The following is a 23,958-nucleotide window of genomic DNA, read 5'->3' as shown; positions in this document are numbered from 1 at the left end:
TGTCCCATGGAAGAAGAGCGACCTCGCGGCCGCCCTTCTGTTTTCTTACTTCTTCTCGATGGCCGACTCGACCACCATGTCCAGCACGTACGCCTGCGACGGCGCATCGGCCGGCGGGTTCTTCACTTCGTAGCGCTTCACACGCACCACGTTGCGCACGCCGTCTTCGTGGGTGTAGCCCTCGATGCTGCCGTAGAAGTTCTCGAACTTGCCCGGCTCACCCTGCTTCAGGCCCTTGTCGTCGAACTTCACTTCGCGCACCTGCAGGCACTGGTAATCCGGGATCAGCGGGTGCGAGCACTTCTCGGTCTTCGCCGCCACTTCCAGGAACACGGTTTCGCCGGCGCCGCCGTAGCGGGTTTCAGCGGTCGGTTCCGGGTTGAACACCAGCACGTCGCCCTTGGCGGTGGTCAGGGTCAGCACGCCGTTGGCGTCCTGTTCGGCCTTCAGTTCGCCCTGCAGACGGCTGGAGACGGCTTCGTCCAGCGCCATCAGCGCCTTGTCGGTGCAGGCCATCATGGTCGAGGCCATCGCGCTGACGCTCAGCTTGCCGTCGGCCAGGGTGTAGCCGCCGCCCATGCGGTTGCAGGTGTTGCTGACCGACAGGCGGCCATCAGCGAAGTCCAGGGTGACCGGCTTGTCTTCGCGGGCGAACAGCGCGTCGATGCGCTTGCCATCGGCCGCGGTGGCCTGCTGCAGCAGCCAGTGCTGGCTCTGCAGGCGCTGCGCATCCAGGTGTGCCAGCGCCTTCTGGTCGCCGGCCTTGGCCGCAGCCGGGGCCAGGTCGTCACCACCGGTACCGGCCGGGGCCGGGGTCTGGCTGCAGGCGGCCAGCAGGGCCAGCGGGAGGAGCAGGGTGAGCTTGCGGTTCATGGTGATTCTCCTTGGGGAACCGAGGGGGAAACGGATCGGGGCCGGCAACGGGGTTACCGTGCCCCGGCGCTGTTCAGCTGCCGGACGGCAACCACAGCAGCAACGCAGCGCCCAGGGCGATGCGGTAAAGGGCGAAGGCCGTGAAGCGATGCGACTTGATGTAGCCCATCAGCCACTTCACTACGACGAAGCCGGTGATGGCAGCGGCAACGAAGGCGACGCCGACGTCGGTCCAGTTCTCGCTGGCCAGGTTTCCTTCCTTGGCCAGTTCCAGGAAGGTGTAGGCGCTGGCGGCGAACATGGTGGGGATGCCGACCAGGAACACGAACTCGGCAGCGGCCGCGCGGCGGCTCAGGCCCAGCAGCATGGCCAGGAAGATTGCCGAGGCCGAGCGCGAGGTACCGGGGAACACGCCGGCCACCACCTGCGCCAGGCCGACACCGATGGCTACCGTCCAGGTCACCTGGTCGCGATCAGGCAAGCGTGCGGTATAGGCCTCCACCAGCAGCATCCAGATGCCGCCGATGATCAGCGCCCAGGCCACCGGGCTCACGGTTTCCGGCAGCGACCAGCCAGCCTTGCGCACCACCAGGCCGACCACAGCGGTCACCAGGAAGGCCGCGCCGAGCTTGAACACGTACTCGCGGTTCTCGCGCTGGCCGAAACCGGTGGCCAGCTGCAGCAGGCGCTGGCGGAACACCAGCACCACGGCCAGGATCGCACCGGCCTGGATGATGATGTTGAAGAAATCCGATCGCGCGCCCAGCCAGTGCTGGGCGATCAGCAGGTGGCCGGTACTGGAGATCGGCAGGAATTCGGTCAAGCCTTCGAGGATGCCCAGCAGCAGGGCGGAGAGCAGATCGGACATGGACGGTGCGGGTGCCGGCGGCGGAAGAAGCTCGAAAGAATAGACGATCCATGCCGCACCAAACGGGTGCGTCTGGTCATCGGCGCACCCGTTTGGTGCACATGGTTCTGCACCCCGTTGGGGCAGCGGCTTTGAAATCAACGACTTGTGAAAGCCGAAAAGTTGGCACGGTCATTGCTGTACCTCAGCAGGCATTCATCCCCATCCGAGGTCGTACCGATGTCCGTGGAAACCGTAGAGAAGCTGATCAAGGACAACCAGATCGAGTTCGTCGATCTGCGCTTCGTCGACATGCGTGGTGTCGAACAGCATGTGACCTTCCCGGTCAGCATCGTCGAGCCGTCGCTGTTTGAAGAAGGCAAGATGTTCGATGGCAGCTCGATCGCCGGCTGGAAGGGCATCAACGAGTCGGACATGGTGCTGCTGCCGGATACCGCCAGCGCCTACGTCGACCCGTTCTACGCCGATCCGACCATCGTGATCAGCTGCGACATCCTCGACCCGGCCACCATGCAGCCGTATGGCCGTTGCCCGCGCGGCATCGCCAAGCGCGCCGAGTCGTACCTGAAGTCCTCGGGCATCGCCGAAACCGCGTTCTTCGGCCCGGAGCCGGAGTTCTTCATCTTCGATTCGGTGCGCTTCGCCAATGAAATGGGCCACACCTTCTTCCAGGTCGATTCGGAAGAAGCGGCGTGGAACAGCGGCGCCAAGTACGACGGCGCCAACAGCGGCTACCGTCCGGGCGTGAAGGGCGGCTACTTCCCGGTGCCGCCGACCGACACCCTGCACGACCTGCGTGCGGAGATGTGCAAGACCCTGGAACAGGTCGGCATCGAAGTGGAAGTGCAGCACCACGAAGTGGCCACCGCCGGCCAGTGCGAGATCGGCACCAAGTTCAGCACCCTGGTGCAGAAGGCCGACGAACTGCTGCGGATGAAGTACGTCATCAAGAACGTCGCCCACCGCAACGGCAAGACCGTCACCTTCATGCCCAAGCCGATCGTCGGCGACAACGGCAGCGGCATGCACGTGCACCAGTCGCTGTCCAAGGGCGGCACCAACCTGTTTTCCGGTGACGGCTACGGCGGCCTGAGCCAGATGGCGCTGTGGTACATCGGCGGCATCTTCAAGCACGCCAAGGCGATCAACGCCTTCGCCAACTCGGGCACCAACAGCTACAAGCGCCTGGTGCCGGGTTACGAAGCCCCGGTGATGCTGGCCTACTCGGCGCGCAACCGTTCGGCCTCGTGCCGCATTCCGTGGGTGTCCAACCCGAAGGCGCGCCGCATCGAAATGCGCTTCCCCGATCCGATCCAGTCCGGTTACCTGACCTTCACCGCGCTGATGATGGCCGGCCTGGACGGCATCAAGAACCAGATCGACCCGGGCGCACCGAGCGACAAGGATCTGTACGACCTGCCGCCGGAAGAAGAGAAGCTGATCCCGCAGGTCTGCTCCTCGCTGGACCAGGCCCTGGAAGCGCTGGACAAGGACCGTGAGTTCCTCAAGGCCGGTGGCGTGATGAGCGATGACTTCATCGACGGCTACATCGCGCTGAAGATGCAGGAAGTGACCAAGTTCCGCGCGGCGACCCACCCGCTGGAATACCAGCTGTACTACGCCAGCTGACCGGTTGCGATGGCGGTGGGTACCCCCTCCCACCTGCCGCCATCGCATCCGTCTTCGCGGCTGGGGAGCCGCAATGCGGACCTTGTGTCCGCCGTGGTAGAGCGGGCCGCTGGCCCGCTGAACTGGCAGAGCGGACCGTTGGTCCGTCGATCCAGGGGCAAGAGAGACCGGATACGCGACATGGGCCGCCCTCCCTCCCGCGTCGGCCGTGCAAGGAGAGAGGCACGGCTGTCCCGGCCCGGTTCGTGTCCGGTGCAACAGCCACGGCCATCACCACGATGGCCCGTGGTTGCCTGATGCCATCGCGCGTTGGCGCGCTGGCCCCATCCACCATCGGGACATGCGCATGAAACTGATCTCCGCCATCATCCGACCGTTCAAGCTCGACGAGGTCCGCGAGGCCCTGTCCGATGCCGGCGTGTCGGGCATCACCGTGACCGAAGTGAAAGGCTTCGGGCGCCAGAAGGGCCACACCGAGCTGTATCGCGGTGCCGAGTACGTTGTCGACTTCCTGCCCAAGATCAAGATCGAAACCGTCGTCACCGACGAGCGTGCCGACGCCGTGATCGAAGCGATCCAGTCGTCTGCAGGCACAGGCAAGATCGGCGACGGCAAGATCTTCGTGACCGCTGTCGAGCAGGTCATCCGCATCCGCACCGGCGAAATCGGCGCTGACGCGCTGTAAACCCCCTTCCGGAGACTCCCCCAATGAAGATGCGCCTTCTCACCGGGTGGCAAGCCCGGTTCCATCTGGTGTGCCTGCTGATGCTGCTCAGCGCGCTGGCCGCCGGTATCTGGCCAGGCAGTGCACATGCCCAGGCCCAGGTCACGCCGTTGCAGAGCGAGGCCGTGGCCGTCGAGCCCCTGCAGGACCCGACTGCCGCTGCGCCGGCTGCTGCCGAAGCGGTGGCTGCGCCCGCCTACGACCATGGCGACGTTGCCTGGATGCTCACCTCCACCCTGCTGGTGCTGCTGATGGTGGTGCCGGGCCTGGCCCTGTTCTACGGCGGCCTGGTGCGCTCGAAGAACGTGCTGTCGGTGCTCAGCCAGATCCTGGTGGTGTTCTCGCTGGTGCTGCTGCTGTGGGTGGCCTATGGCTACAGCGCAGTGTTCAGCGCCGGCAATCCGTTCTTCGGCTCGTTCACCGAATTCGCCTTCCTCAAGGGCTTCACCCCGGAGTCGGTGGGTAACACGCCGATCAAGGGTCTGCCGGATTACCTGTTCGTCGCCTTCCAGTCGACCTTCGCCGGCATCACCACCGCGCTGATCGTCGGTGCCTTCGCCGAGCGCATCAAGTTCCGCGCGGTGCTGCTGTTCTCGGCGCTGTGGTTCACCCTCAGCTACATCCCGATGGCCCACATCGTCTGGGGTGGCGGTTACCTGGGTGAAATGGGCGCGATCGACTTCGCTGGTGGCACGGTGGTGCACATCAACGCGGGTGTGGCCGGTCTGGTCGCTGCATGGTTCGTCGGCAAGCGCCTGGGCTACGGGCAGACCGCGTTGAAGCCGCACAACGTGCCGTTCACCTATATCGGCGCGATGCTGCTGTGGGTCGGCTGGTTCGGCTTCAATGCCGGTTCTGCCGCCGCCGCCGACACGGTTGCCTCGCTGGCCTTCCTCAACACTGTGCTGGCCACGGCGGCAGCGGTGCTGGGCTGGACGCTGGTTGAAGCGATCAGCAAGGGCAAGCCGTCGGCACTGGGCGCGGCCTCGGGTGCGGTGGCAGGTCTGGTCGGTATCACGCCGGCGTGCGGTACCGTCGGCCCGCTCGGGGCGATCGTCATCGGCCTGGTTGCTGGCGTGGTCTGCGTGTGGGGCGTGACCGGCCTCAAGCGTCTGCTGAAGGTGGACGACACCGCCGACGTGTTCGGTGTGCATGGCGTGGGCGGCATCGTCGGCGCGATCCTCACCGGTGTGTTCAGCGCGCAGTCGCTGGGCGGCACCAAGGCCGATCTGGATATCGGCCACCAGGTGTGGGTGCAGGTGGTCAGCGTCGGCCTCACCGTGGTCTGGTCGGCCGTGGTGACCGCGGCCATCCTGCTGCTGGTCAAGGTGGTGGTCGGCCTGCGGGTGACCGAGGAGGCCGAGCGTACCGGCCTGGATGTGACCTCGCATGGTGAATCGGCCTACGAGGCCTGATGCAGTGGTGGGCGGCCCGCACGGGCCGCCCAGCCACGCATGGCGTGGCTCTACTGCATCGTCGGGGCTTATCGCGCACAATCAGGGCATGCACCCGATCCGCACCTCCCTGATGCTCTCGGCCTGCCTGCTGCTGGCCGCCTGCGCCTCCACGCCGCAGGAAATCCGCAACCCGCTCGCCACCTGGGTGCCGTCACCGAACCAGAACGCGCGCACGCCGGTCATCATCGTCATCCACCACACCGAGCAGAAATCGGTGCAGCAGAGCCTGCACACGCTGCGTACCGCCAACAGCGGCGGTCGGGTCAGCGCGCATTATCTGATCGGCGCCGATGGCCATCGCTACCAGCTGGTGGCCGATGAGCGCCGCGCCTGGCATGCCGGCTTCGGGCGCTGGGGCACCATCACCGACCTCAACTCCGCATCCATCGGCATCGAGCTGGACAATGACGGCCGTACGCCCTTCAGCCCCGCGCAGATCGAATCGCTGATCGTGCTGCTGCGCGATCTCACTGAACGGCTGAACATCCCACCGCGGCAGGTGATCGGCCACGCCGACCTGGCGCCGACGCGCAAGGAAGATCCCAGTCGCTTCTTCCCGTGGCAGCAGTTGGCCGAAGCTGGTTTCGGCGTGTGGCCGCGCGCTGCCGATGGTGCTGCGCCGGAAGGCTTCGATGCATGGGCCGCGCTGGCGCGCTTCGGTTATCCGCTGGACAACCGCGAAGCAGCGGTACGGGCGTTCCACCGCCGTTTCCGGGGCAGCGACACCCTGCCGACAACACTCGACGCCGAAGACGCACGCATCCTGCATTCGCTGCTGCTGCAGACGCCATGACCGGTAGCGCCGGGCCACGCCCGGCGAGCGCGAAGCGCGGCCGCGATTGGGAACCGCCGGGCATGGCCCGGCGCTACCCGCCTTCCATGCCCAACGCTTCGCGCAGTGCCGCCACGTGCGCACGCCCAACCGGCAACTCGCTGCCGTCGCTCAACACCAGCCAGTAGCGGCTGCCTGAGGCCGCATGCAGCGTGCGGATCTGGCGCAGGTTGACCAGATAGGAACGGTGGCAGCGGACGAAATCCGCAGGCAGTACCGTGGCCAGCGCGGTCAGGGATTTGTCATGCAGTTCACTGCGGCCGTCGCACAGGCGCACCTGGCTGTAGTCGCCGTCGGCGCGGATCCAGAGCACGTCCGCCAGTTCGACGGTCGCTGTGCCCTGCGCGCGCCAGATACCCAGATAACGCGCGCGGCCGGCGCGGACACCACCGGTGTCGAGCAGCCGTTTCAGCGCCTGGGCGAGGCGCTCGCGTGAGAACGGCTTGGGCACGAAGTCGAGTACGCCGTGCTCGAACGCCTGCAATGCGCGCTCGCGGTGTGCCGACACCACCACGCACTGGTAGCGCCCGGCCACCGCGCGGCGCAGCAGCTCGAAGCCGTCGTCGCCGCCAAGGTTGAGGTCAAGCAGCAGGCCGTCATAGACGCTGCGCTGCAACCGGTCACCGGCCGCTTCCAGATCGGCAACCGCATCGAAACGCGCCCGTGCACCGGTCAACTCGCTGCACAGGCGCAACAGGCGCTGCCGCACCAGGGGTTCGTCCTCGACGATCAGGATGCGCATGTCAGCTCGATCCGGCCACACCAGTGGTCGCCTTCGATGCCCTGCACGAAGCTCCAGCCGGTGGGGCTGGCCGCCGCCAGGCTGGCCTCGATGTAACGTGTACCCGTGCCACGGCCGCGGTGCGGGGCCGAGCCTCGCGCACTGCGCAGTTCCAGTATCCAGCGCGCGTTGTCGCGCTGCACGTGCAGGCGGAAAGGGTGCAGCGCACAGGCACCAGCGCCGGCGTGGGTCAGTGCATTTTCCACCTGTGCGTGCAGGATGCCTGGCGGCAGCGAAATCGCCGCATCTTCGCCATCGACCTCCAGCACCATGCGCCGGTCCAGGGCAAGGCCGACGATATCCAGATGGCTGCGGCACAAGGCCAACTCATCCTGCAGGGGAACGCTCTGGCGGCTGCTGCTGTCGCGCAGGCGATCGAACTGATCGGCCAGCGACTCCACCAGGCGGCTGGCGCGCATCGGCGACAGCTCGATCAGTTCCTGCAGGCAGGTAAGCGTGTTCATCAGCCAATGTGGCTGGATACCCCGTTGCAACAACTGCAACGAAAGCCGTGCGCGCTCTTCGCGCAGCCAGGCGTTGTGCCGGTCCAGCGCCTGCAACTGGGCGGCGTGGCGCAGAAGCAGGAACACCATCAGCACCGCCAGCAGCAGGAAGTAAGGGCCATCAAGGAAGGCGCCGCGTGCGACCAGCAGCGCCAGCAGGCCCGCAGACAGCAGCGCCAGGATCGGCCACCGGTCTTCCTGGTCAACAGGTGCGCGCAACAGCACCCAGGCCGAGGCGAGCAGGCTCAACAGCAGCACCGCCGCTGAGCGGGTGTCGAAGCCGGGCAGCGCGATGGCCGCTGCCATGATCAGCGCCAGATAGATGAGACAACCCGCCCTCGGTAAGGCCACCTCGAAGCGACGCGCAAGATAGGCCGGAAGCAGCATTGCAGCGGCCACATGCAGGGCCAGCAGCCCGACCAGGCGAACACCATGCCAAGGATAGGTGTAGCCCAGCAATGATCGCCACGCCTCGACCGCGGGCAGCGCCAGCCCCACCACACCCAGTGCCAGCAGCAGGCGCGCGCCGGGCGTGCGTGTCTGCCCACGCAGCACCGCCAGGAAATAGAGGCACGCGGCTGCCAGCGCACCGGTGGCGAAGGCCGCGATCAGCCATGGCAGGATGATCTGGCCGTACAGCACGGGGGCTGGCGCGATCAGCACCATCGCATCCGCGCCATGCAGGGAGAAACGCTGGTGCTGGCTGGATGCAAGCACCAGCAGTTCATCGGTAGCGTTGCCCGACGGCGGCGGTAGCGCGCGCACGACGTCTACGCGCCCCGGCTTCTCTTCTTCCGGCGTGCGACCAACAGCGCCATTGCTGATCCATGGCATCCCGTTCCAGTACAGCTGGCTGGCAGCGCGCAACGACAGCCTCACTGTACGTCCATGATCGGCGCCGCTTTCCGGCGCTGGCACCTGCCAGCGCAGCCAGTACGGGCCATGCCACTCCGCCAGCTGCTGCTGGTCCAGCGGCCGCCAAGCCAGGTTCTGCGGTGGGTGCGTTGGCAGGCCGCCGGATGACCCGACATTCGCAGGTGCCATCTGCGCTCCCTGTACAACCCTCATTTCCGGTGGCGGCGTCGACACGATCAGCCAAGCAGCCACGGCCGCAAGCAGTACAGCAAGGACAGCCAGGGTTCGTGGGATCTGCATGGCGGCCATCGTATCGGTTGCGTGGAGGCATTGGACCGGCGTCTGGAGACGTTCGGCAGATGGACGCATCCGCAGCGCTCCGCGGGAGCAGATGCTGGCGGCGCACATTCTTCCATCGGAGCCCAACATGACCCGCAACGCCTGTACGTCTTCCGGCCGTTTCCAGGTTCGTCGCCCCGTCGTGGCCGTCGCCCTCGCCGCGCTCTGCCTGGCCCTCGCCGCCGCCATTCCCGCGCAGGCCGGTCCGGCGGCGCTGGCCTTCGAGCCCTACACACTGCAGACCAAGGGCCATGGCGATGTTCCCGCCGAGATCGCCACGCTGGAGGTGCCGCGACGGCACAGCGAGCCGGACGGGCCGCGGCTGCACCTGAAGGTGGTGCGCCTGCGTGCAACGGCCGGCAATGGCCGCGCTGCACCGGTGGTCTACCTGGCCGGTGGCCCGGGTGGCTCTGGTATCGATACCGCGCGCGGTCCGCGCTGGCCGGTGTTCGACCAGGTGCGGCGCGAAACCGACGTGCTGCTGCTCGACCAGCGCGGCGCCGGCCAGTCCGAGCCGCCGCCGGAATGTCCGCATGAAACACGTTTCGACGACGCCCAACCGCTGCAGCGCGATACGGCCCTGGCCGCAGTGCAGGCCACGGCGGCGAAGTGCATAGCGTTCTGGCGTCAGGCCGGTGTCGATCTCGGCGCTTACACCACGGCAGAGAGTGCCGGCGACCTCGACGACCTGCGGCGCGCGCTGGACGTACCGAAGATCAGCCTGTGGGGCATGAGCTATGGCACCCATCTGGCCCTGGCCACGGTGCGCCTGCACGGTGCCGGTCTTGAGCGCGTGGTGCTGATGGGATCCGAAGGTCCCGACGATACGCTGAAGCTGCCGCTGAGCAGCGACGCGCTGCTGCAGGAGCTGGCGGTGCTTGCCCGCAAGGACGGCTTCGATGACCTCGCCGGATCGACCACCCGCGTGCTGCAGGCGCTGCGCGAGCAGCCGCGGCAGGGCCGCAGCCAGATGCATGAGGGCCGCCAGGTCAGCATCGGCCTGTACGACGCGCAGATCGTCATCGCCAACATGCTGGGGCAACGCGTCCCCCAGCAATGGCTGCCGTTGGTGCTGCGCGAGGCCGAGACGGGCAACTACGACCCGCTGGCAGATATGGTGCTGATCGGGCGCGCCCAGTTCGCGAAGTTCCCGGCCATGGGCCTGGCGATGGACGTCGCCTCCGGGCAGAGCCCGCAGCGCCGGGCGCTGGCGGAAGCACAGGCACGCCAGAGCCTGTTCGGCGACGGGCTGAACTTCCCATTCCCAGCCATCGGCGACGGCCTCGGCCTGGCCGATCTGGGCGAGGGCTTCCGCGGCCCGCTGCACAGCGACGTGCCGGTGCTGTTCATCAGTGGCACGCTGGATGGGCGTACGCCCCCGGCCAATGCCGAGGCACTGCGGCCGGGCTTCAGCAACGGCCACTCGCTGCTGGTGCGCAACGCAAGCCATCACAACGAGTTGTGGACTGGCAACCCGGCCATCGCCCGCAGCATCGTCGGCTTCCTCGCCGGTCGCGTCGTGCGCGATACCGTGCTGGACGTGCCGCCGCCGGTGTTCGCCACCCGCAGCAGTGAGTTGCTGGGCGGCAAGCGATAAGGACCGTCGTGCGGTGCAGGATGCGATCCCGGTCCTGCGCCACGCCCGATTGCACTACATTGGGGCAATGACTGACCTCATCGCCCCTTTCAACCGCACGTGCTGGAGCCTTCTTGCGCTTGCCGTGCTTGCTGGCTGTTCCACCACCGGCACCCGTCCTGAAGCCCCTGCCGCAGTGAAGCCTGCCGCTACCTACGCCAAGGTCGACTGGAACACGTTGCCGGCCGTATCCGATGCCGACCTGCAGGCAGGCTTCGCCGCCTGGCGCAGCAGCTGTACCCGGCTGAAGAACGATGCGACCTGGGCCAAGCCCTGCGCGACCGCCAGCACCTTATCCGACAAGGACGCCAGCGCGATCCGCGCATTCCTGCAGCGCGATCTCGATGTCTATTCCCTGCGCGCCGGTGGCCATCGCGCCGACGGCCTGATCACCGGCTATTACGAACCCATCTACCCCGGCAGCCTCACCCGCACCGACACCGCCACCGTGCCGGTGTACGGCACACCCGATGATCTGGTGGTGGTGCAGCTGGACAGTGTCTATCCCGAACTGAAGGGCAAGCGCCTGCGCGGCCGCGTGGAGGGCAAGGTGCTGAAGCCCTACGACGATGCCGGCAGCATCGCCAGCAAGGGGGCCAAGGCGCCGGTGCTGGCCTGGCTGACCGATCCGATGGACCTGCAGCTGCTGCAGATCCAGGGCTCGGGCCGCGTGCGCCTGTCCGATGGCAGGCAGGTGCGGCTGGCCTATGCCGAGCAGAACGGCCATCCCTATCGCGCGATCGGCCGCTGGCTGGTGGAGCAGGGCGAGCTGAAGAAGGAAGACGTCACCATGGACACGATCCGCGCATGGGCGAAGGCACATCCGGCGCGGGTACCCGAGTTGCTGCGCAGCAATCCCAGCTACGTGTTCTTCGTGCGCAGCGCGGACAGCCCGGAAGGCCCGCGTGGTTCATTGAACGTGCCGCTGACCGCCGGCTACAGCGTGGCGGTGGATCGCACCGTGGTGCCGCTGGGCAGCCTGCTGTGGCTGTCGACCGCGCGCCCGGACGGCACGCCGGTGGTGCGCCCGGTGGCCGCGCAGGATACCGGTGGCGCCATTGCCGGCGAGGTACGCGCCGATCTGTACTGGGGCAGCGGCGATGCCGCCGGCAAGCTGGCCGGCGACATGAAGCAGAAGGGCAATATCTGGATGCTGTGGCCGAAGGGCGTGGCGCTGCCGCAGTAGGTCAGCAGGGGTCAGATCCCCTTCCGCAGGAAAGGGATCTGACCCCATATGCCTGATAATGGCGCCCTTCCGATCTCTCCGGCCGCACCTGCGGCCAGGACAAATGCAATGAAATACGCAAAGAACAACGCAAAATCCAACACGAAGAAGTACTACAAGCACTGGGCCGAGTCGGGCCTGGGCAAGGGCAACGTGCTGATGGAAGCCCGTGGCGAGAAGATCGTGCGCCAAGTCGAAATCTACGGCACCAAGATGGTCTGGGCCGATGAGCATGCCCACAGCGATGATCGTTTCCTGCTGGCTGACCAGCCGGTGTCGTTCATGGATTTCGACGAAGACGACGAGATCAGCGCGCGCGAGTTTGAGATTGCCTGGAAGAAGGCCAGGGAAGCCACCGGCTACCCCGTTTAAGGTCGAGGGGCCTGCAATCATCAGATAGCTGGCGAAATCGAAATGTTATAAAGTTTCATTTCCAGCCTCCCGCCCCCTTCCCGATGAAGACTCCCACGCTGGTGGCCGCGCTCGCGGCCGCCCCATTCGCCCCTGAAGCATTCGCCCAGTCTGCCGACGCCGCGCTCACCCTGGGCAAGGTCGATGTGCACCAGCACAGCGAGGGACAACTGAGCGCGCACCAGGTGCTGACCTCGGTGGACGTGCTGGGCGCGGACCAGATCGAAAGCCGCAACGTGTCGCACAGCTGGGAACTGCTTGGGCAGATGCCCGGCATCCAGCTGACGGAAACCCGGCAGGGCGCCGAGTCGGGCAAGGTCAGCTTCCGCGCCTTCAACGGCGAGGGCTACCTCAATGCCATCAAGACGCTGATCGACGGCATCCCCAGCAACGTCAACAGCGGCAACCAGCGTTTCATCGACATGCTGTTTCCGCTGGAAATCAGCTACATCGAAGTCGTGCGCGGTACCAACGACCCGCGCTACGGCCTGCACAACATCGGTGGCAACGTGAACTTCGGCACGCGCCAGGGCGGCACCTACACAGACGCGCGCCTGGCCTACGGCAGCTACAACACCCGCGATGCGCAGCTGGCAGTGGGCCGCGAAGCCAACGGATTCGCGCAGAACTACTTCGTCGGCACCCAGGCCAGCGACGGCTACCGCGACCACGACAGCTCGAAGAAATACTCGCTGGGCGGCAAGTGGTTCTTCGGTTCGCTGGAGGATGGACTGCGCATCGGCTTGACCGCGCGCGCCTACCACCATGAGGCCGACGAACCCGGTTTCATGACCGCGGAAGAGCTGCATGCGGGCCGTCGCCGCAGCGACCTGCGCAACGCCAATGACGGCGATGACCGCGACATGCGCCAGTTCGCCGCGCACCTGGACATGAAGCTCAGCGACGCGGTGACCTTCGGCACGCGGCTGTACTACAACCGCTATGAAGACGATCGCCGGGTGACCTTCAGTGACCTGCCCACCGGCAATCTGCCGCGCCAGCGCCGTGTGTGGGACGAGCGCCAGGCGGGCCTGCTCGGCACGCTCACCTGGCAGGCCAGCCCCATGCTCACCGTGGAGGGCGGGCTGAACTACGAACAGCAGGACAATGGCTACGTCCGCGAGCGCTACGCCTACGCCGAACCCACCGATTTCAGCCGTCCTCCGGCACGCGTGCAGAACAACGACCGCCACAGCTTCGACAACTGGGGTGCGTACGTGCAGGCGATCTACCAGCCAGCCGATGCATGGAAGATCGTGCCGGCCTACCGTGTGGACCGTTTCAGCGGCCACACCCGGCTGATGAACGGCACCAGCGGTCGCCTGCAGGATTACGGCAGCATCGGCCAGCCCAAGCTGAGCGTCATCCACAGCCTGGGCGAGCACACCCACGTCTACGCAAACTGGGGCCGCACCTTCCAGGTACTGACCGGTTCCACCGCGCCGGCCTACCTCACCCCGGGGCAGGCACCGATGCAGCCCTCCACCAACACCGGCATGGAGCTGGGCCTGAAATTCCAGCCCTTTGCCGGCAGCCAGGCCCGCCTGGCGGTATGGCAGCAGGATGCGGAAAACGAAGTGTCCAACATGCCGGCCACCGGCACCACGGTCACGCTGGGCAAGACCCGCCGCCGCGGTGTGGATGCGCAGATCAGCGCGCAGCTGGGAGACGCGTGGACCCTGTGGGCTTCGCATGCCTACCAGGAAGCGAAGATCACCCGCGACGACCGCGCGCCCGGCGTGTCCCTGCAGGGACGCGAAGTCGCGGCCACGCCGCGCCACATCAGCAACCTCGGCCTTGACTACCAGGCCAGCGATGCCCTGCAGCTGGGCCTGCAGGCGCGTGCGCAGGGCGATTACTACCTGGAAGAGCGCAACGTCACGGGCAAGTTCGGTGGCTTCGCCGTGCTCGACCTCAGCGCCAGGTACCAGATCACCCCGGCCTGGAGCGTGGACCTGCAGCTGAAGAACGTCACCGGCCGCGACTATGCCTACGCGTGGTACGACAGCTTCTTCTGGGACAGCGCCCGGCCGATGTTCTCGCCCGCCCCGGGCCGCGCGGTCTTCGTTGGGCTCAACATGAAGCTGTAACCGCAACGCCGGTAGTGGTCGAGCTTGCTCGACCCGCGCAAGGGGTCAGATCCCTTTCCGACCGGAAAGGGTGCTGACCCCGTGCCCCTGTTTTGCACTACATTGGTGCAATGTCCGACCCCGCGCCCCCGCCTTCTCTCGACGCCCTCGGCACGCCGCTGGCCTGGTCCGGGCCCGATGGCCGCATCGCCGGCTGCAACCCGGCCTTCGCGCGCTGGCTGGGCGTCAGCGGCCGGCGCCTGCTCGGCCAGCCGTTGGCCGCGCTGGAAGTGCAGGGTGAGGCGCTGGCCCATTTCCTGGCCCGCGACGAGCGCGACAGCCTGCGCCTGAACCGGCTGGCGCTGGCCTTGCCCGGTGAGGCAGCGCGTTTCGCCGAAGGCTGGATGAGCCGCCGCGACGATGGCGGCTGGCTGCTGGAGGCGCATCCGGTCGATGAGTTTCCCGGGCTCGACCCGACCCAGGCCCTGCCCAGCGCGCTCAGTGCGGCGCTGAAGGGTCTGGCGCATGAACTGCGCAATCCGCTGGCCGGGTTGAAGGGCGCCGCGCAGCTGCTGGCGCGCCGCGCCGCGCAGCGCGATGCCAGCGAACGCGAGCTGATCGATCTGATCGGTTCGGAGATCGAGCGGCTCAATGGCCTGTTGGAGCAACTGCTGTCACCGGCGCCGGCCGCGCCGCATGCGGCGCTGAACATCCACGCCGCGTTGGAGCGCGTGCTGCGTCTGGCCGAGAACGAGGCCGGCTGGGCGGTGCGCCTGCAGCGCGATTACGACCCCAGCATCCCCGAATTCGACGGCGACGCCGACCGCCTCACTCAGGCGGTATGGAACCTGGTGCGCAATGCCATCCAGGCCGGCGCCGGCAACATCACCCTACGCACCCGCGTTGAACACGGGGTGCGCATCGCCGAACAGCTGCACACCCTGGCGTTGCGCCTGGAAATCGCTGACGACGGCCGTGGCGTGCCCGAGGAACTGGCCGAACACCTGTTCCTGCCGCTGGTCAGTGGTCGCGCCGAAGGCACTGGCCTGGGCCTGGCGCTGGCCCAGCAGGTCGCACGCGAGCATCGCGGCACGCTGACCTACCGGTCGCGTCCGGGCCATACCGTATTCACCCTGCTGCTGCCGATCGGCAACGGCACTGCCACCGCCGAGGAGGCCCCGCGCGATGTCTGAGTCTTCCTCGTCCGCGCCGTGCATCTGGGTGGTCGACGATGACCGCGCCGTGCGCTTCGTGCTGTGCACCGCGCTGCGCGAGGCCGGCTACCAGGTGCTCGACTTCGACAGCGCCGCACCCGCATTGAAAGCGCTGGCCGAAAGCCCGCCGCCGGCGCTGCTGTTCACCGACGTGCGCATGCCCGGCGACGATGGCCTGGTGCTGCTGGACAAGCTGAAGGCCGCGCTGCCGCAGTTGCCGGTGGTGGTGATGTCGGCCTACACCGATGTCGCCAGTACCGCCGGTGCGTTCCGCGGTGGTGCGCATGAGTTCCTGTCCAAACCGTTCGACCTGGATGATGCGGTAGCGCTGGCCCAGCGCGTGCTGCCTGCAGTGGCGCCGGCCTTGGCTGCGCCCACTCCCGCCGCAGACGCAGCCAGCGACCAGCCGCCGCAGCTGGTGGGCGACACGCCACCGATGCGCGCGCTGTTCCGCGCCATCGGCCGCCTCGCGCAGGCGCCGCTGGCGGTGTTGATCATCGGCGAGACCGGTACCGGCAAGGAGCTGGTGGCCAATGCGCTGCACCGCGAATCGCCACGTGCGCAGCATCCGTTCGTCGCCCTGAACACCGCCGCGATTCCCGCCGAACTGCTGGAAAGCGAGCTGTTCGGCCACGAAGCGGGTGCGTTCACCGGTGCGCAGCGGCGCCACATCGGCCGCTTCGAGCAGGCCAACGGCGGCACCCTGTTCCTTGATGAAATCGGCGACATGCCGTTGCCGTTGCAGACGCGCCTGCTGCGTGTGCTCGCCCAGGGCGAATTCTTCCGCGTAGGTGGACGCGAACTGATCCGCGTCGATGTGCGCGTGGTCGCCGCCACCCATCAGGATCTGGAAGGCCTGGTCGCGCAGGGAAAATTCCGTGCCGACCTGCTGCATCGCCTCGACGTGGTGCGTCTGCAGCTGCCGCCGCTGCGCGAGCGCCGCGAGGATATCGCGCAGCTGGCCACCACCTTCCTGGCTGCGGCCGCGCGCAAGCTCGATACGCCGCCCAAGCGCTTGACCGCAGCCGCCTTGCAGGCGCTGCGCGAGCACGACTGGCCGGGCAACGTCCGCGAACTGGAAAACGTGTGCTGGCGCATGGCTGCACTGGCTGCTGCAGACACGATCGGCGTGGCCGATGTCGATACCGCGCTCAATCGTACCCGCAGCCGGCGCAACAGCACGGCCGCCGGCGATCCGGGCCAATGGGAAGCGCTGCTGTCCGAATGGGCTCGCCGGCAGCTGGCCGAAGGCACCGAGGGCCTGCACGCACAGGTACGCGAACGGGTCGACCACGCCCTGCTGGAGGCCGCGCTGCAGATCACCCACGGCCGTCGCGCCGAAGCCGCCGCGCGTCTGGGCCTCGGCCGCAATACGCTTACCCGCAAGCTGGGCGCCGGTCGCCGTCGCGGCGGCCATTGAACGATGCCTGCACGCGATCCTCGCACCCGCTTGCCGAACTGTTGATCCTCCATGGACGATGCCGTCCGTAGTGTTACCTGCAAGGAGTCCTCGATGCGTTTGTCCTTCGCCCTTCTGCCGCTGTCCGCCGCCGTGCTCCTGTCTGCCTGTGGCAGCGCGCCGAAGAAGCCGCAGCCCACACCGCCTCCGGCAACGGTGGTCAGCACCGCCAAGCAGGCCGAAGCCAACCTCGCGCCTGCCTCGGCCAGCATCGTCAGTGGCCGCCTGGCGTTGATGGTGGAACCCGGCGGCGTGCACCTCACCGGTCTGGTGGGAGGCCTGCAGCCGATGCAGCAGGCCGGCTTCCACATTCATGAGCGCGGTGACTGCAGCGCGGTGGATGCCAGCAGCGCCGGCAACCACTTCAATCCCGCCGGTGTCGCGCACGGTCGTGCCGGTAGTGGCAAGCACCACCTGGGCGACATCGACAACCTGCAGGCCGATGCGCAGGGCCGTGCCAACATCGATGTGCATCTGAAGGGCGTTACCCTGGGCGGAGGCGCCGCCACGGATATCGCCGGACGTGCACTGGTGGTGCATGCCAAGGCCGACGACTATCGCAGCCAGCCCGCCGGCAATGCCGGCGTCCGCATCGCCTGCGGCGTGATCCGGGTAACCCGCTGATCACGCCCCCGGCATTTTCCAAGGAGAGTTTCCATGCGTCTGATCCACACTTCGCTGTTCGCCGCCATCGCTGCACTGGGCCTGGCCGCCTGCAACCAGCAACCGGCCGCACCGGCCGCCGAAGCCCCGGCCACCACCCCGGCCGAAGGTTCGGCAGCACCGGCCGATCCGGCCACCGCACCGGCTACCGCAGCGGCCCCGGCAGCCAATGCCTCGGCCACTGCCGAGCTGGCACCGACCCGGGGCAATGAAACCAAGGGCTCGATCACCTTCAAGCTGGTCGACGGCAAGGTTCACGCGTCCGGCCAGATCACCGGCCTGAAGCCGGGCAGCGAGCACGGCTTCCATATCCACGAGAAGGGTGACTGCAGCGCGCCGGACGGCATGAGCGCCGGCGGCCACTTCAACCCGGGCAAGCAGGACCACGGCAACGTGGCCGCCGATCCGCACCACGGCGGCGACATGCCCAACATCAAGGCCGACGACAAGGGCGTAGCCACCGTCGATGGCCCGGTGTCGAGCAACGTCAACATCGGCAAGGGTGATGATTTCGACATCATCGGCCGCGGCCTGATCGTCCACGCCGACGCAGACGACTACAAGACCCAGCCGACCGGCAACGCCGGTGCGCGACTGGCGTGCGCGGTGATCAGCAAGGCCCCGTAAGAAATGAAAAAACGCCGGCGCAAGCCGGCGTTTTTCTTTGCACTGCTTCCTGTAGAGCCGAGCCCACGCTCGGCTGCTCTTCCAGGGCCCTGAGCCGAGCATGGGCTCGGCTCTACAACACGTCGCGGCCACCGTTTCCTATCAGCGCGCCAGCAGTTCGCGCGCGTCCTGCCCAGCCTCGCAATGCACGAACAGCACCGGCACACCGTGCGCTTCCAGCACCGCGGCCATCTGCCGCTGGCGCATCAGGAACTGCTCGTAGATGCCCTGCAGTCGCTCGCAGTCGCCCTTGCCGTGGTTGTAATGCGCGCACCAGCCGGCCGGGTCGAACAGCGCCATGCGCGCTTCGCCCTGCGTATAGCGCAGCAACGGCTCGGGCGCGTCGCTCAGCCACTCGTCCTGGCCCGGGGCCATGATCGCGGTTTCAATCAGCGGCCACAGTGCGGCCAGGCCCTGGTTGTCGTACTGCATCGACATCATCGCGGCCAGGTCGTTCACGGTGAAATAGCGCGCATGCTCGACGCGCGCACCGAACGTGTTCTGTGCCATCAGCGCGGTATCGGCATGGGCCATGCCATTGGCCAGCAGCACCTCTTCCAGCGCATCGGCCACGGCCGCCGTGGTTGCCACCTCGCTGCCGGTCAGCAGGAACGGCACCACCCGCAGGCCACCGCCTACCAGGGTCGCGTCGGCCTGGAATGGCAGCGGTACATCACCGCTGGCATCGGCGCCGAAGGCCAGCACGCGCGGGCCCTGGTTGCGGCCGGGCGCACGCATCTGCAGTTCTTCCAGGCGGCGATGGATCGGCCAGCCCGGGCGAAGCACTTCGGCCGGATCGAAATGGGCGGCGGCGAACACCAGGTCCAGCTCGGCCACCTGTGGCACCAGCTTGGACAGGTCGCGGCCGACGCGTTCGGCCAGTTCACCGGCCTGTTCAGCGCTGAGCACCGCCTGGCGGGGGATTTCGCCGCCGGCCAGTTCCAGGGCCAGCACGCCAAGGGCATTCATCGCAGGGTCGGGTTTGCTCATGGTTCCACGGTTGGCCCATCACAGGGCGGCAGCTACACTTGGCCCCATTATGCCTGCTCTGTCGTGCAGGCCATGTTGCAGACACCCTCATCCATGCCAGGTATCTCCATGCCCAACGCTCGTCCCGTCGCCATCCTCGGTGGCGTCCGCATTCCGTTCTGCCGCCAGAACACCGCGTATTCGGATGTCGGCAACCTCGGCATGTCGGTGCGCACGCTGGGAGCGCTGGTCGAGCGCTTCGGCCTGCACGGCCAGCAGCTGGGCGAAGTGGCGATGGGTGCGGTCATCAAGCACTCCAGCGACTGGAACCTGGGCCGCGAAGCCACGCTGTCCTCGGGCCTGTCGCCGTTGACCCCCGGCATCACCCTGCAGCGCGCCTGCGGTACCTCGCTGGACAGCATCATCACGGTCGCCAACAAGATTGCGCTGGGCCAGATCGAGTCCGGCATCGGCGGCGGTTCGGACACCACCTCAGACGTGCCGATCGTGTACGGCAAGAAGCTGCGTGCGCGGCTGCTGGCGGCCAACCGTGCCAAGAGCACCGGCGACAAGATCCGCGCGCTGACCTCCGGCTTCAAGTTCGCCGAGCTCAAGCCGGAGTTCCCGGGCGTGGCCGAACCGCGTACCGGCAAGAGCATGGGTGACCACTGCGAGGACATGGCCAAGGAGTGGAACATCTCGCGCGACTCTCAGGACGAGTGGGCGGTGTCCTCGCACAAGAAGCTGGCTGCTGCTTATGAGCGCGGCTTCTTCAACGACCTGATCGCACCGTTCCGCGGCGTCGAGCGCGACAACATCCTGCGCGCCGACACTTCGCTGGAGAAGCTGGCCACGCTGAAGCCGGCCTTCGACAAGGTGTCCGGCCGCGGCACCCTGACCGCTGCCAATTCCACCCCGCTGACCGACGGCGCCGCCGCCGTGCTGCTGGCCAGCGAAGAGTGGGCACGCGCACATGGCCACGAGCCGCAGGCCTACCTGCGCGACGCGCACGTGTCGGCCGTCGATTTCGTGCACGGCGAAGGCCTGTTGATGGCACCGACCGTGGCCGTGCCGGAGATGCTCAAGCGCAACGGCCTGACCCTGCAGGACTTCGACATCTACGAGATCCACGAAGCCTTCGCCGCACAGGTGCTGTGCACCCTGCGCGCGTGGGAGAGCGAGGATTACTGCCGCAACCGGCTGGGCCTGGATGCGCCGATGGGCCGCATCGACCCGGACAAGATCAACCTGCTGGGCTCGTCGCTGGCCACCGGCCACCCGTTCGCCGCTACCGGCGCACGCGTGATCGCCACGGCCGCCAAGCAGCTGGCCGAGCGCGGCGGTGGCCGTGCGCTGGTGTCGATCTGCACCGCCGGCGGCATGGGCGTGGTGGCGATCGTCGAACGTTGATGCGACTGCTCTGGTAGATGCCAAGCTCGCTTGGCACTGCTCGATGAGCATCCACGCATGGCGTGGATCTACACACAAGAACGCCGCCCGATGGGCGGCGTTTTTGTTATCCCGGTGCGGCCACACGCCAACCAAGGTTGGCGTCTACCGAAGCGGGTTACGGCAATCGCGGGTTGCCGAATTCGTCGCGTTCCTCGTTGGCGTCATACACCGGCGGCAGCGGCGCAATCGACTGCTCCTCGACGGTCGCATGCAGCGGCGGGTCGACCACCGCTGCCGGTGCACGCACCAGCGCTACGCTGTCTTCGCCGCGCTGCAGGCGCAGTGCGTTGGTCAGGCACTGCGCGGCCAGCACATGCTCGCCACGTTGCGCGAAGGCTTCGCCCAGCGCTTCCCACGCAGGGGCGCCGGCGCCAGCGGCGATGGCTTCATGCAGGAACGCGTCGGCGGTGTCCCACTGTTGCTGCGCCAGCGCGATGTGGCCCTGGGCCAGGCGCAGGGCTGCCGAATCGTCGTGCACGTTGCGCCAGCGCTGCAGGTTGGCCTGGCGTGTAGCCAGACGCTCGGCCGGCAGACGGCCATACAGCGCCACCAGTTCGTCATCCCAGCGATGGTCCAGCGCCTGCTCAAGCGCCAGCAGTGCAGGTTCGTCCCAGTCCAGTGCAACCGCACGGGTGGCGTAGGCGGCAACCACGTCCGGGGTCGGTCGCAGCGCCTTCGGCGTGGCTTCCCATTGCGCAGCCAGGGCGTTGACGTCGGCCGCTTCCAGCAGCGCCTGTGCGGCCAGGCGTGCTTCCAGTTCGCTGCTTGCCTCGGCCGGCAGCACCTTGGTCTGGCGCAGTGCGCCCAGTTGGCCGTAAGCCTCGTGCGCGCGCCCAGCACGTGCCAGCGCTTCGGTACGCAGCCACAGACCGCGCGGCGGCAACGGCTGGATCGCCGCCACGTCCAATGCGTTGATCGCATCCACCGGCAGATCGTTGGCCAGCAGCTGCTCGGCACGCAGCAATGCCTGCAACGTCGCATCGCTTTCACCCAGACGCTGCAGCAGCGCCTCGGCAGCGGGCGCATCGGCGCGCACCTGCGCACTGCGCACGGCGTTGGCCAGGGCAACGCCACTGACTTCCGGATCCCTGGCGGCGCCGTCCAGCAGCTTCTCAGCGCGCTGCCACTGGCCATGCTCGTACGCCAGCAGACCATCGATCAGGCGCACCCGGCCCTGCTTGCGGCGGTAGCGGCCCCAGGCACGGAACGGTGCGGCGATCAGGCTCCACAGCAGCCACAGCACCAGCACGCCGATCACCGACAGCAGCGCTACCTTCGGCAGGTTGCTGTGGTAGTCGTAGCCGGCGTAGCGCAGGGTCACTTCGCCGTAGCGGTTCAGGTCATCGGTGCCGAGCCATTGCGCAGCAACTACGCCAATGGCCACTGCCAGCAACAGCACGACCAGTGATTGCAGGGGTTTCATACGGGCTTACCTCCGGTCGGTCTGGGTACGCAGTTGTTGCAGGGTGCTGCCAAGCACGGTGTCATCGGCCTGCAATGGCAGCGTGCGCAGGGCATGGAGTTCAGCACGTTGCGCGCGCAGGTCCGGTGAATCCGGCCAGCGCCGCTGCGCCCAGAGATCGATTCTGTTCAGCGCGGCATCGCGGCCGCTGCCATCGCCGCGCTCGATCGCGGCGCGGGCCAGGGTCAGTTCCAGCTGCAGCGCCGTGTCGATGGTGGTGCGCTCGGCCGAGGTCAGCGGACCGTTCAGACGGCTCGGGGTGATGTCCACGAAGGGCGCCAGCGCGGCCTGCCACCACGGTTTCGCGGTGTTGTCGGCGGGTGTCTGCGCGATCTGCGAAGGCAGGCCCTGCAGGGCCTTGCCCAGCGCGTCCAGGCGTTGCAGCGACTGCACGCGAGGACCAGCGCCCAACGCATCCAGCGCGTTGCGTTCCTGCACCAGTGTCTGGCGCAGGTTCAGGCCGTCGCTGTCGGGAAGATCGGCCAGTGCAGTGGCGGCCAGCGCATACAGCCGGCGCGAGCCCTCCACGTCATCGGCGAACGCCAGACGCTGCGCGGCCTGGGTCAGAAGGAGTTCGGCCTCATCGCGCCGCACCGCTTGGCGGCCCTGGTTGGCGCTGTCGGCCAGCTTGGCCAGATTCTCTTCCAGCAAGGCACTGCGTTGTGACAGGCCCAGCATTTCGTCGCGCAGCACCCGATTGGTGGTGGCCGCATCCTGCAGGCGCTGGCTGGCAGCGCGCTGGTCGCGGCGCAAGGCCTCGACCGTGGCCTCCAGTCCCTTCAGCTGCACGGCGGTGGTCTGTGCCTGTGCCAGCTGGTCGTTCTGCTGCTTCTGCCAATAGTGGTAACCGGCATAGCCGCCCGCGCCAAGCACCGCCAGCACGGCAAGCGGCAGCAGCCAGCGCACGGGGCGATGGGGCGATGGAGCGGGCGGCAGAGTGTCGTTCATCGGGCTTCCTTGTCGGCGGCAACGCCGGAACAGATCCGGCAGGCAGCGTTGTGCACAGCATCACTGTTGCCAACGACACCGGCAAGCCACTGCCGGGTGCCTGTTCAGGTCGCTGCTGGGCCGGTGAGCGCCGTGTGTGCAGCGGCGATCAACTGAAGATGGGTGGGGCCTTCGCTGCGCACTACCCGGCTTAGCCCCAGTGCCTGCGCCTGCGCGCCCAGCCGCTCGCTGGCCACCAGTGTGATCGCGTTCGCCTGCAGCCGCTGCTGCCAGTGTGCAGGCAACTGCTGCCAGAAACGCTGCAATGCCTCGCCACTGCTGACAGCCAGCAGCCAGGGCGTGGGAGAACGGGCCAAACGCGCCAGCATGCGCCGCGACAAGAGCAGCGGCAGCCGTCGGTAAACATCGGCGCGGATGATCTGTGCGCCCGCGGCCTGCAGTTCGGCGGCAATCAGCCCACGCCCTCCCGGTGCGGTCACCAGCCCGATCCGCATGCCCCGCACATCGCCCAGCACCGGCATCGCCAGCAGGCCTTCGCTGTCCATCCGCTGGGGGGCATGGACGTCGGCGACGCCATGCGCCAGCAGCGCGCGCGCGGTGCCTTCGCCCACGGTCAGCCACGGGCTGCGTTGCGCTGCTGCCAGCGGTATCAGGCTGGCCGCCGCAGCGACGGCCGCCGGGCTGGTGAACACCACCCGATCGCCGGTCAGCGCCCGTTGCAATTGCTGCAATGCGGTAATGTCCTGCAGGCGTTGCAGCCGCCAGGGCGAAAGCGCGACGGTACGGCCTCCCAGCCCTGCTGCGGCGTGGCGCAGCGCCGCCTGCTGACCCTGCGGGCGCAGTGAGATCAGGGTCCAGCCAGTGGGTATCGTATGGTTGGCCATTCCCGTCATTATGCGGGCCCTTTGTTGTCGTGGTTGCTG

General features: G+C 67.4%; 21 protein-coding genes. 13 read left to right on the top strand and 8 right to left on the bottom strand.

The features are described from left to right. Positions 1–45 precede the first annotated feature (45 nt). Together GIW57_RS05715 and GIW57_RS05710 are read right to left on the bottom strand one after the other, a co-directional pair. On the bottom strand, positions 46–873 hold the full coding sequence (locus GIW57_RS05715; RefSeq protein ID WP_100461799.1) for an META and DUF4377 domain-containing protein: 828 nt from the start codon (positions 871–873) through the stop codon (positions 46–48). A 73-nt stretch (positions 874–946) separates the two neighbouring features. Then, positions 947–1,741, bottom strand: a complete 795-nt coding sequence (locus GIW57_RS05710; RefSeq protein ID WP_089241715.1) for an undecaprenyl-diphosphate phosphatase — start codon at positions 1,739–1,741, stop codon at positions 947–949. Positions 1,742–1,960: 219 nt separating this feature from the next. Here GIW57_RS05710 and glnA point away from each other — a divergent pair, with 219 nt between their 5' ends. The 4 genes from glnA to GIW57_RS05690 all read left to right on the top strand — a co-directional run bounded on the left by glnA (position 1,961) and on the right by GIW57_RS05690 (position 6,344). Continuing rightward, positions 1,961–3,370 carry a type I glutamate--ammonia ligase gene (gene glnA, locus GIW57_RS05705; protein ID WP_099819516.1) on the top strand — a complete coding sequence of 470 codons (1,410 nt, stop codon included), beginning with the start codon at positions 1,961–1,963 and terminating at the stop codon, positions 3,368–3,370. A 346-nt stretch (positions 3,371–3,716) separates the two neighbouring features. Continuing rightward, positions 3,717–4,055, top strand: a complete 339-nt coding sequence (locus tag GIW57_RS05700) for a P-II family nitrogen regulator (RefSeq protein WP_004134334.1) — start codon at positions 3,717–3,719, stop codon at positions 4,053–4,055. Between the two features lie 23 nt (positions 4,056–4,078). Beyond that, entirely contained in the window at positions 4,079–5,509 is a 1,431-nt protein-coding gene (amt, locus tag GIW57_RS05695) for an ammonium transporter (protein WP_089241711.1), read from the top strand. Positions 5,510–5,597: 88 nt separating this feature from the next. Continuing rightward, complete coding sequence (locus GIW57_RS05690; protein ID WP_236509409.1) at positions 5,598–6,344, top strand: N-acetylmuramoyl-L-alanine amidase; 747 nt, start codon at positions 5,598–5,600, stop codon at positions 6,342–6,344. Positions 6,345–6,417: 73 nt separating this feature from the next. Here GIW57_RS05690 and GIW57_RS05685 read toward each other — a convergent pair whose 3' ends face one another. Together GIW57_RS05685 and GIW57_RS05680 are read right to left on the bottom strand one after the other, a co-directional pair. Beyond that, on the bottom strand, positions 6,418–7,125 hold the full coding sequence (locus GIW57_RS05685) for a LytTR family DNA-binding domain-containing protein (RefSeq protein WP_236509408.1): 708 nt from the start codon (positions 7,123–7,125) through the stop codon (positions 6,418–6,420). Beyond that, the gene (locus GIW57_RS05680) at positions 7,113–8,711 is read right to left on the bottom strand and encodes a sensor histidine kinase (RefSeq protein WP_236509407.1); all 1,599 of its coding nucleotides are present in this window, start codon (positions 8,709–8,711) and stop codon (positions 7,113–7,115) included. Before GIW57_RS05680 ends, GIW57_RS05685 begins: the two co-directional genes overlap by 13 nt. 238 nt (positions 8,712–8,949) lie before the next feature. Here GIW57_RS05680 and GIW57_RS05675 point away from each other — a divergent pair, with 238 nt between their 5' ends. The 8 genes from GIW57_RS05675 (at position 8,950) to GIW57_RS05640 (ending at position 18,165) form a co-directional block, all read left to right on the top strand. Continuing rightward, positions 8,950–10,458: an alpha/beta hydrolase gene (locus tag GIW57_RS05675; protein ID WP_236509406.1), complete on the top strand. Its 1,509-nt coding sequence runs from the start codon at positions 8,950–8,952 to the stop codon at positions 10,456–10,458. Positions 10,459–10,525: 67 nt separating this feature from the next. Then, positions 10,526–11,683, top strand: a complete 1,158-nt coding sequence (locus GIW57_RS05670; protein ID WP_236509405.1) for an MltA domain-containing protein — start codon at positions 10,526–10,528, stop codon at positions 11,681–11,683. 108 nt (positions 11,684–11,791) lie between these two features. Then, positions 11,792–12,094 (top strand): hypothetical protein, encoded by a 303-nt coding sequence (locus tag GIW57_RS05665; protein WP_089241703.1) that lies wholly within the window; start codon positions 11,792–11,794, stop codon positions 12,092–12,094. 83 nt (positions 12,095–12,177) lie between these two features. Then, positions 12,178–14,223, top strand: coding sequence for a TonB-dependent receptor (locus tag GIW57_RS05660; RefSeq protein ID WP_236509404.1), 2,046 nt, complete (start codon positions 12,178–12,180; stop codon positions 14,221–14,223). A 110-nt stretch (positions 14,224–14,333) separates the two neighbouring features. Beyond that, entirely contained in the window at positions 14,334–15,395 is a 1,062-nt protein-coding gene (locus tag GIW57_RS05655; protein WP_100462717.1) for an ATP-binding protein, read from the top strand. Next, complete coding sequence (gene ntrC, locus GIW57_RS05650) at positions 15,388–16,836, top strand: nitrogen regulation protein NR(I) (RefSeq protein ID WP_236509403.1); 1,449 nt, start codon at positions 15,388–15,390, stop codon at positions 16,834–16,836. Before GIW57_RS05655 ends, ntrC begins: the two co-directional genes overlap by 8 nt. 93 nt (positions 16,837–16,929) lie before the next feature. Then, complete coding sequence (locus GIW57_RS05645) at positions 16,930–17,499, top strand: superoxide dismutase family protein (RefSeq protein ID WP_229980014.1); 570 nt, start codon at positions 16,930–16,932, stop codon at positions 17,497–17,499. A 33-nt stretch (positions 17,500–17,532) separates the two neighbouring features. Next, positions 17,533–18,165, top strand: a complete 633-nt coding sequence (locus GIW57_RS05640) for a superoxide dismutase family protein (RefSeq protein WP_236509402.1) — start codon at positions 17,533–17,535, stop codon at positions 18,163–18,165. 141 nt (positions 18,166–18,306) lie between these two features. Here the strand turns inward: GIW57_RS05640 and GIW57_RS05635 are convergent, their stop codons facing one another. Beyond that, entirely contained in the window at positions 18,307–19,194 is an 888-nt protein-coding gene (locus tag GIW57_RS05635) for a hypothetical protein (RefSeq protein WP_089241689.1), read from the bottom strand. Positions 19,195–19,287: 93 nt separating this feature from the next. Between GIW57_RS05635 and GIW57_RS05630 the strand changes: the two genes are divergently transcribed. Further along, the gene (locus GIW57_RS05630; protein ID WP_088100805.1) at positions 19,288–20,583 is read left to right on the top strand and encodes an acetyl-CoA C-acetyltransferase; all 1,296 of its coding nucleotides are present in this window, start codon (positions 19,288–19,290) and stop codon (positions 20,581–20,583) included. Between the two features lie 157 nt (positions 20,584–20,740). Here the strand turns inward: GIW57_RS05630 and GIW57_RS05625 are convergent, their stop codons facing one another. The 3 genes from GIW57_RS05625 to GIW57_RS05615 form a co-directional block, all read right to left on the bottom strand. Continuing rightward, complete coding sequence (locus GIW57_RS05625) at positions 20,741–22,048, bottom strand: heme biosynthesis HemY N-terminal domain-containing protein (RefSeq protein ID WP_236509401.1); 1,308 nt, start codon at positions 22,046–22,048, stop codon at positions 20,741–20,743. Between the two features lie 6 nt (positions 22,049–22,054). Continuing rightward, positions 22,055–23,035, bottom strand: coding sequence for a uroporphyrinogen-III C-methyltransferase (locus GIW57_RS05620; protein ID WP_236509400.1), 981 nt, complete (start codon positions 23,033–23,035; stop codon positions 22,055–22,057). Between the two features lie 104 nt (positions 23,036–23,139). Next, entirely contained in the window at positions 23,140–23,928 is a 789-nt protein-coding gene (locus tag GIW57_RS05615) for a uroporphyrinogen-III synthase (protein ID WP_236509399.1), read from the bottom strand. Between the last annotated feature and the right edge of the window lie 30 nt (positions 23,929–23,958).

Source organism: Stenotrophomonas sp. PA-6-5C (assembly GCF_021605635.1).
GTDB lineage: Bacteria > Pseudomonadota > Gammaproteobacteria > Xanthomonadales > Xanthomonadaceae > Stenotrophomonas > Stenotrophomonas lactitubi.
Note: the sequence above shows the minus strand (reverse complement) of the source record. Positions and strands in the feature narration are given on the sequence as shown.

Excerpts from the sequence above, each read along its gene's own strand:
- glnA (WP_099819516.1), top strand. The coding sequence starts at position 1,961 with ATGTCCGTGGAAACCGTAGAGAAGCTGATCAAGGACAACCAGATCGAG.
- GIW57_RS05655 (WP_100462717.1), top strand. The coding sequence starts at position 14,334 with ATGTCCGACCCCGCGCCCCCGCCTTCTCTCGACGCCCTCGGCACGCCG.
- amt (WP_089241711.1), top strand. The coding sequence starts at position 4,079 with ATGAAGATGCGCCTTCTCACCGGGTGGCAAGCCCGGTTCCATCTGGTG.
- GIW57_RS05670 (WP_236509405.1), top strand. The coding sequence starts at position 10,526 with ATGACTGACCTCATCGCCCCTTTCAACCGCACGTGCTGGAGCCTTCTT.
- GIW57_RS05715 (WP_100461799.1), bottom strand. The coding sequence starts at position 873 with ATGAACCGCAAGCTCACCCTGCTCCTCCCGCTGGCCCTGCTGGCCGCC.
- GIW57_RS05690 (WP_236509409.1), top strand. The coding sequence starts at position 5,598 with ATGCACCCGATCCGCACCTCCCTGATGCTCTCGGCCTGCCTGCTGCTG.
- GIW57_RS05665 (WP_089241703.1), top strand. The coding sequence starts at position 11,792 with ATGAAATACGCAAAGAACAACGCAAAATCCAACACGAAGAAGTACTAC.
- GIW57_RS05645 (WP_229980014.1), top strand. The coding sequence starts at position 16,930 with ATGCGTTTGTCCTTCGCCCTTCTGCCGCTGTCCGCCGCCGTGCTCCTG.
- GIW57_RS05630 (WP_088100805.1), top strand. The coding sequence starts at position 19,288 with ATGCCAGGTATCTCCATGCCCAACGCTCGTCCCGTCGCCATCCTCGGT.
- GIW57_RS05700 (WP_004134334.1), top strand. The coding sequence starts at position 3,717 with ATGAAACTGATCTCCGCCATCATCCGACCGTTCAAGCTCGACGAGGTC.
- GIW57_RS05680 (WP_236509407.1), bottom strand. The coding sequence starts at position 8,711 with ATGGCACCTGCGAATGTCGGGTCATCCGGCGGCCTGCCAACGCACCCA.
- GIW57_RS05710 (WP_089241715.1), bottom strand. The coding sequence starts at position 1,741 with ATGTCCGATCTGCTCTCCGCCCTGCTGCTGGGCATCCTCGAAGGCTTG.
- GIW57_RS05635 (WP_089241689.1), bottom strand. The coding sequence starts at position 19,194 with ATGAGCAAACCCGACCCTGCGATGAATGCCCTTGGCGTGCTGGCCCTG.
- GIW57_RS05620 (WP_236509400.1), bottom strand. The coding sequence starts at position 23,035 with ATGAACGACACTCTGCCGCCCGCTCCATCGCCCCATCGCCCCGTGCGC.
- GIW57_RS05660 (WP_236509404.1), top strand. The coding sequence starts at position 12,178 with ATGAAGACTCCCACGCTGGTGGCCGCGCTCGCGGCCGCCCCATTCGCC.
- ntrC (WP_236509403.1), top strand. The coding sequence starts at position 15,388 with ATGTCTGAGTCTTCCTCGTCCGCGCCGTGCATCTGGGTGGTCGACGAT.
- GIW57_RS05625 (WP_236509401.1), bottom strand. The coding sequence starts at position 22,048 with ATGAAACCCCTGCAATCACTGGTCGTGCTGTTGCTGGCAGTGGCCATT.
- GIW57_RS05640 (WP_236509402.1), top strand. The coding sequence starts at position 17,533 with ATGCGTCTGATCCACACTTCGCTGTTCGCCGCCATCGCTGCACTGGGC.
- GIW57_RS05615 (WP_236509399.1), bottom strand. The coding sequence starts at position 23,928 with ATGACGGGAATGGCCAACCATACGATACCCACTGGCTGGACCCTGATC.
- GIW57_RS05675 (WP_236509406.1), top strand. The coding sequence starts at position 8,950 with ATGACCCGCAACGCCTGTACGTCTTCCGGCCGTTTCCAGGTTCGTCGC.
- GIW57_RS05685 (WP_236509408.1), bottom strand. The coding sequence starts at position 7,125 with ATGCGCATCCTGATCGTCGAGGACGAACCCCTGGTGCGGCAGCGCCTG.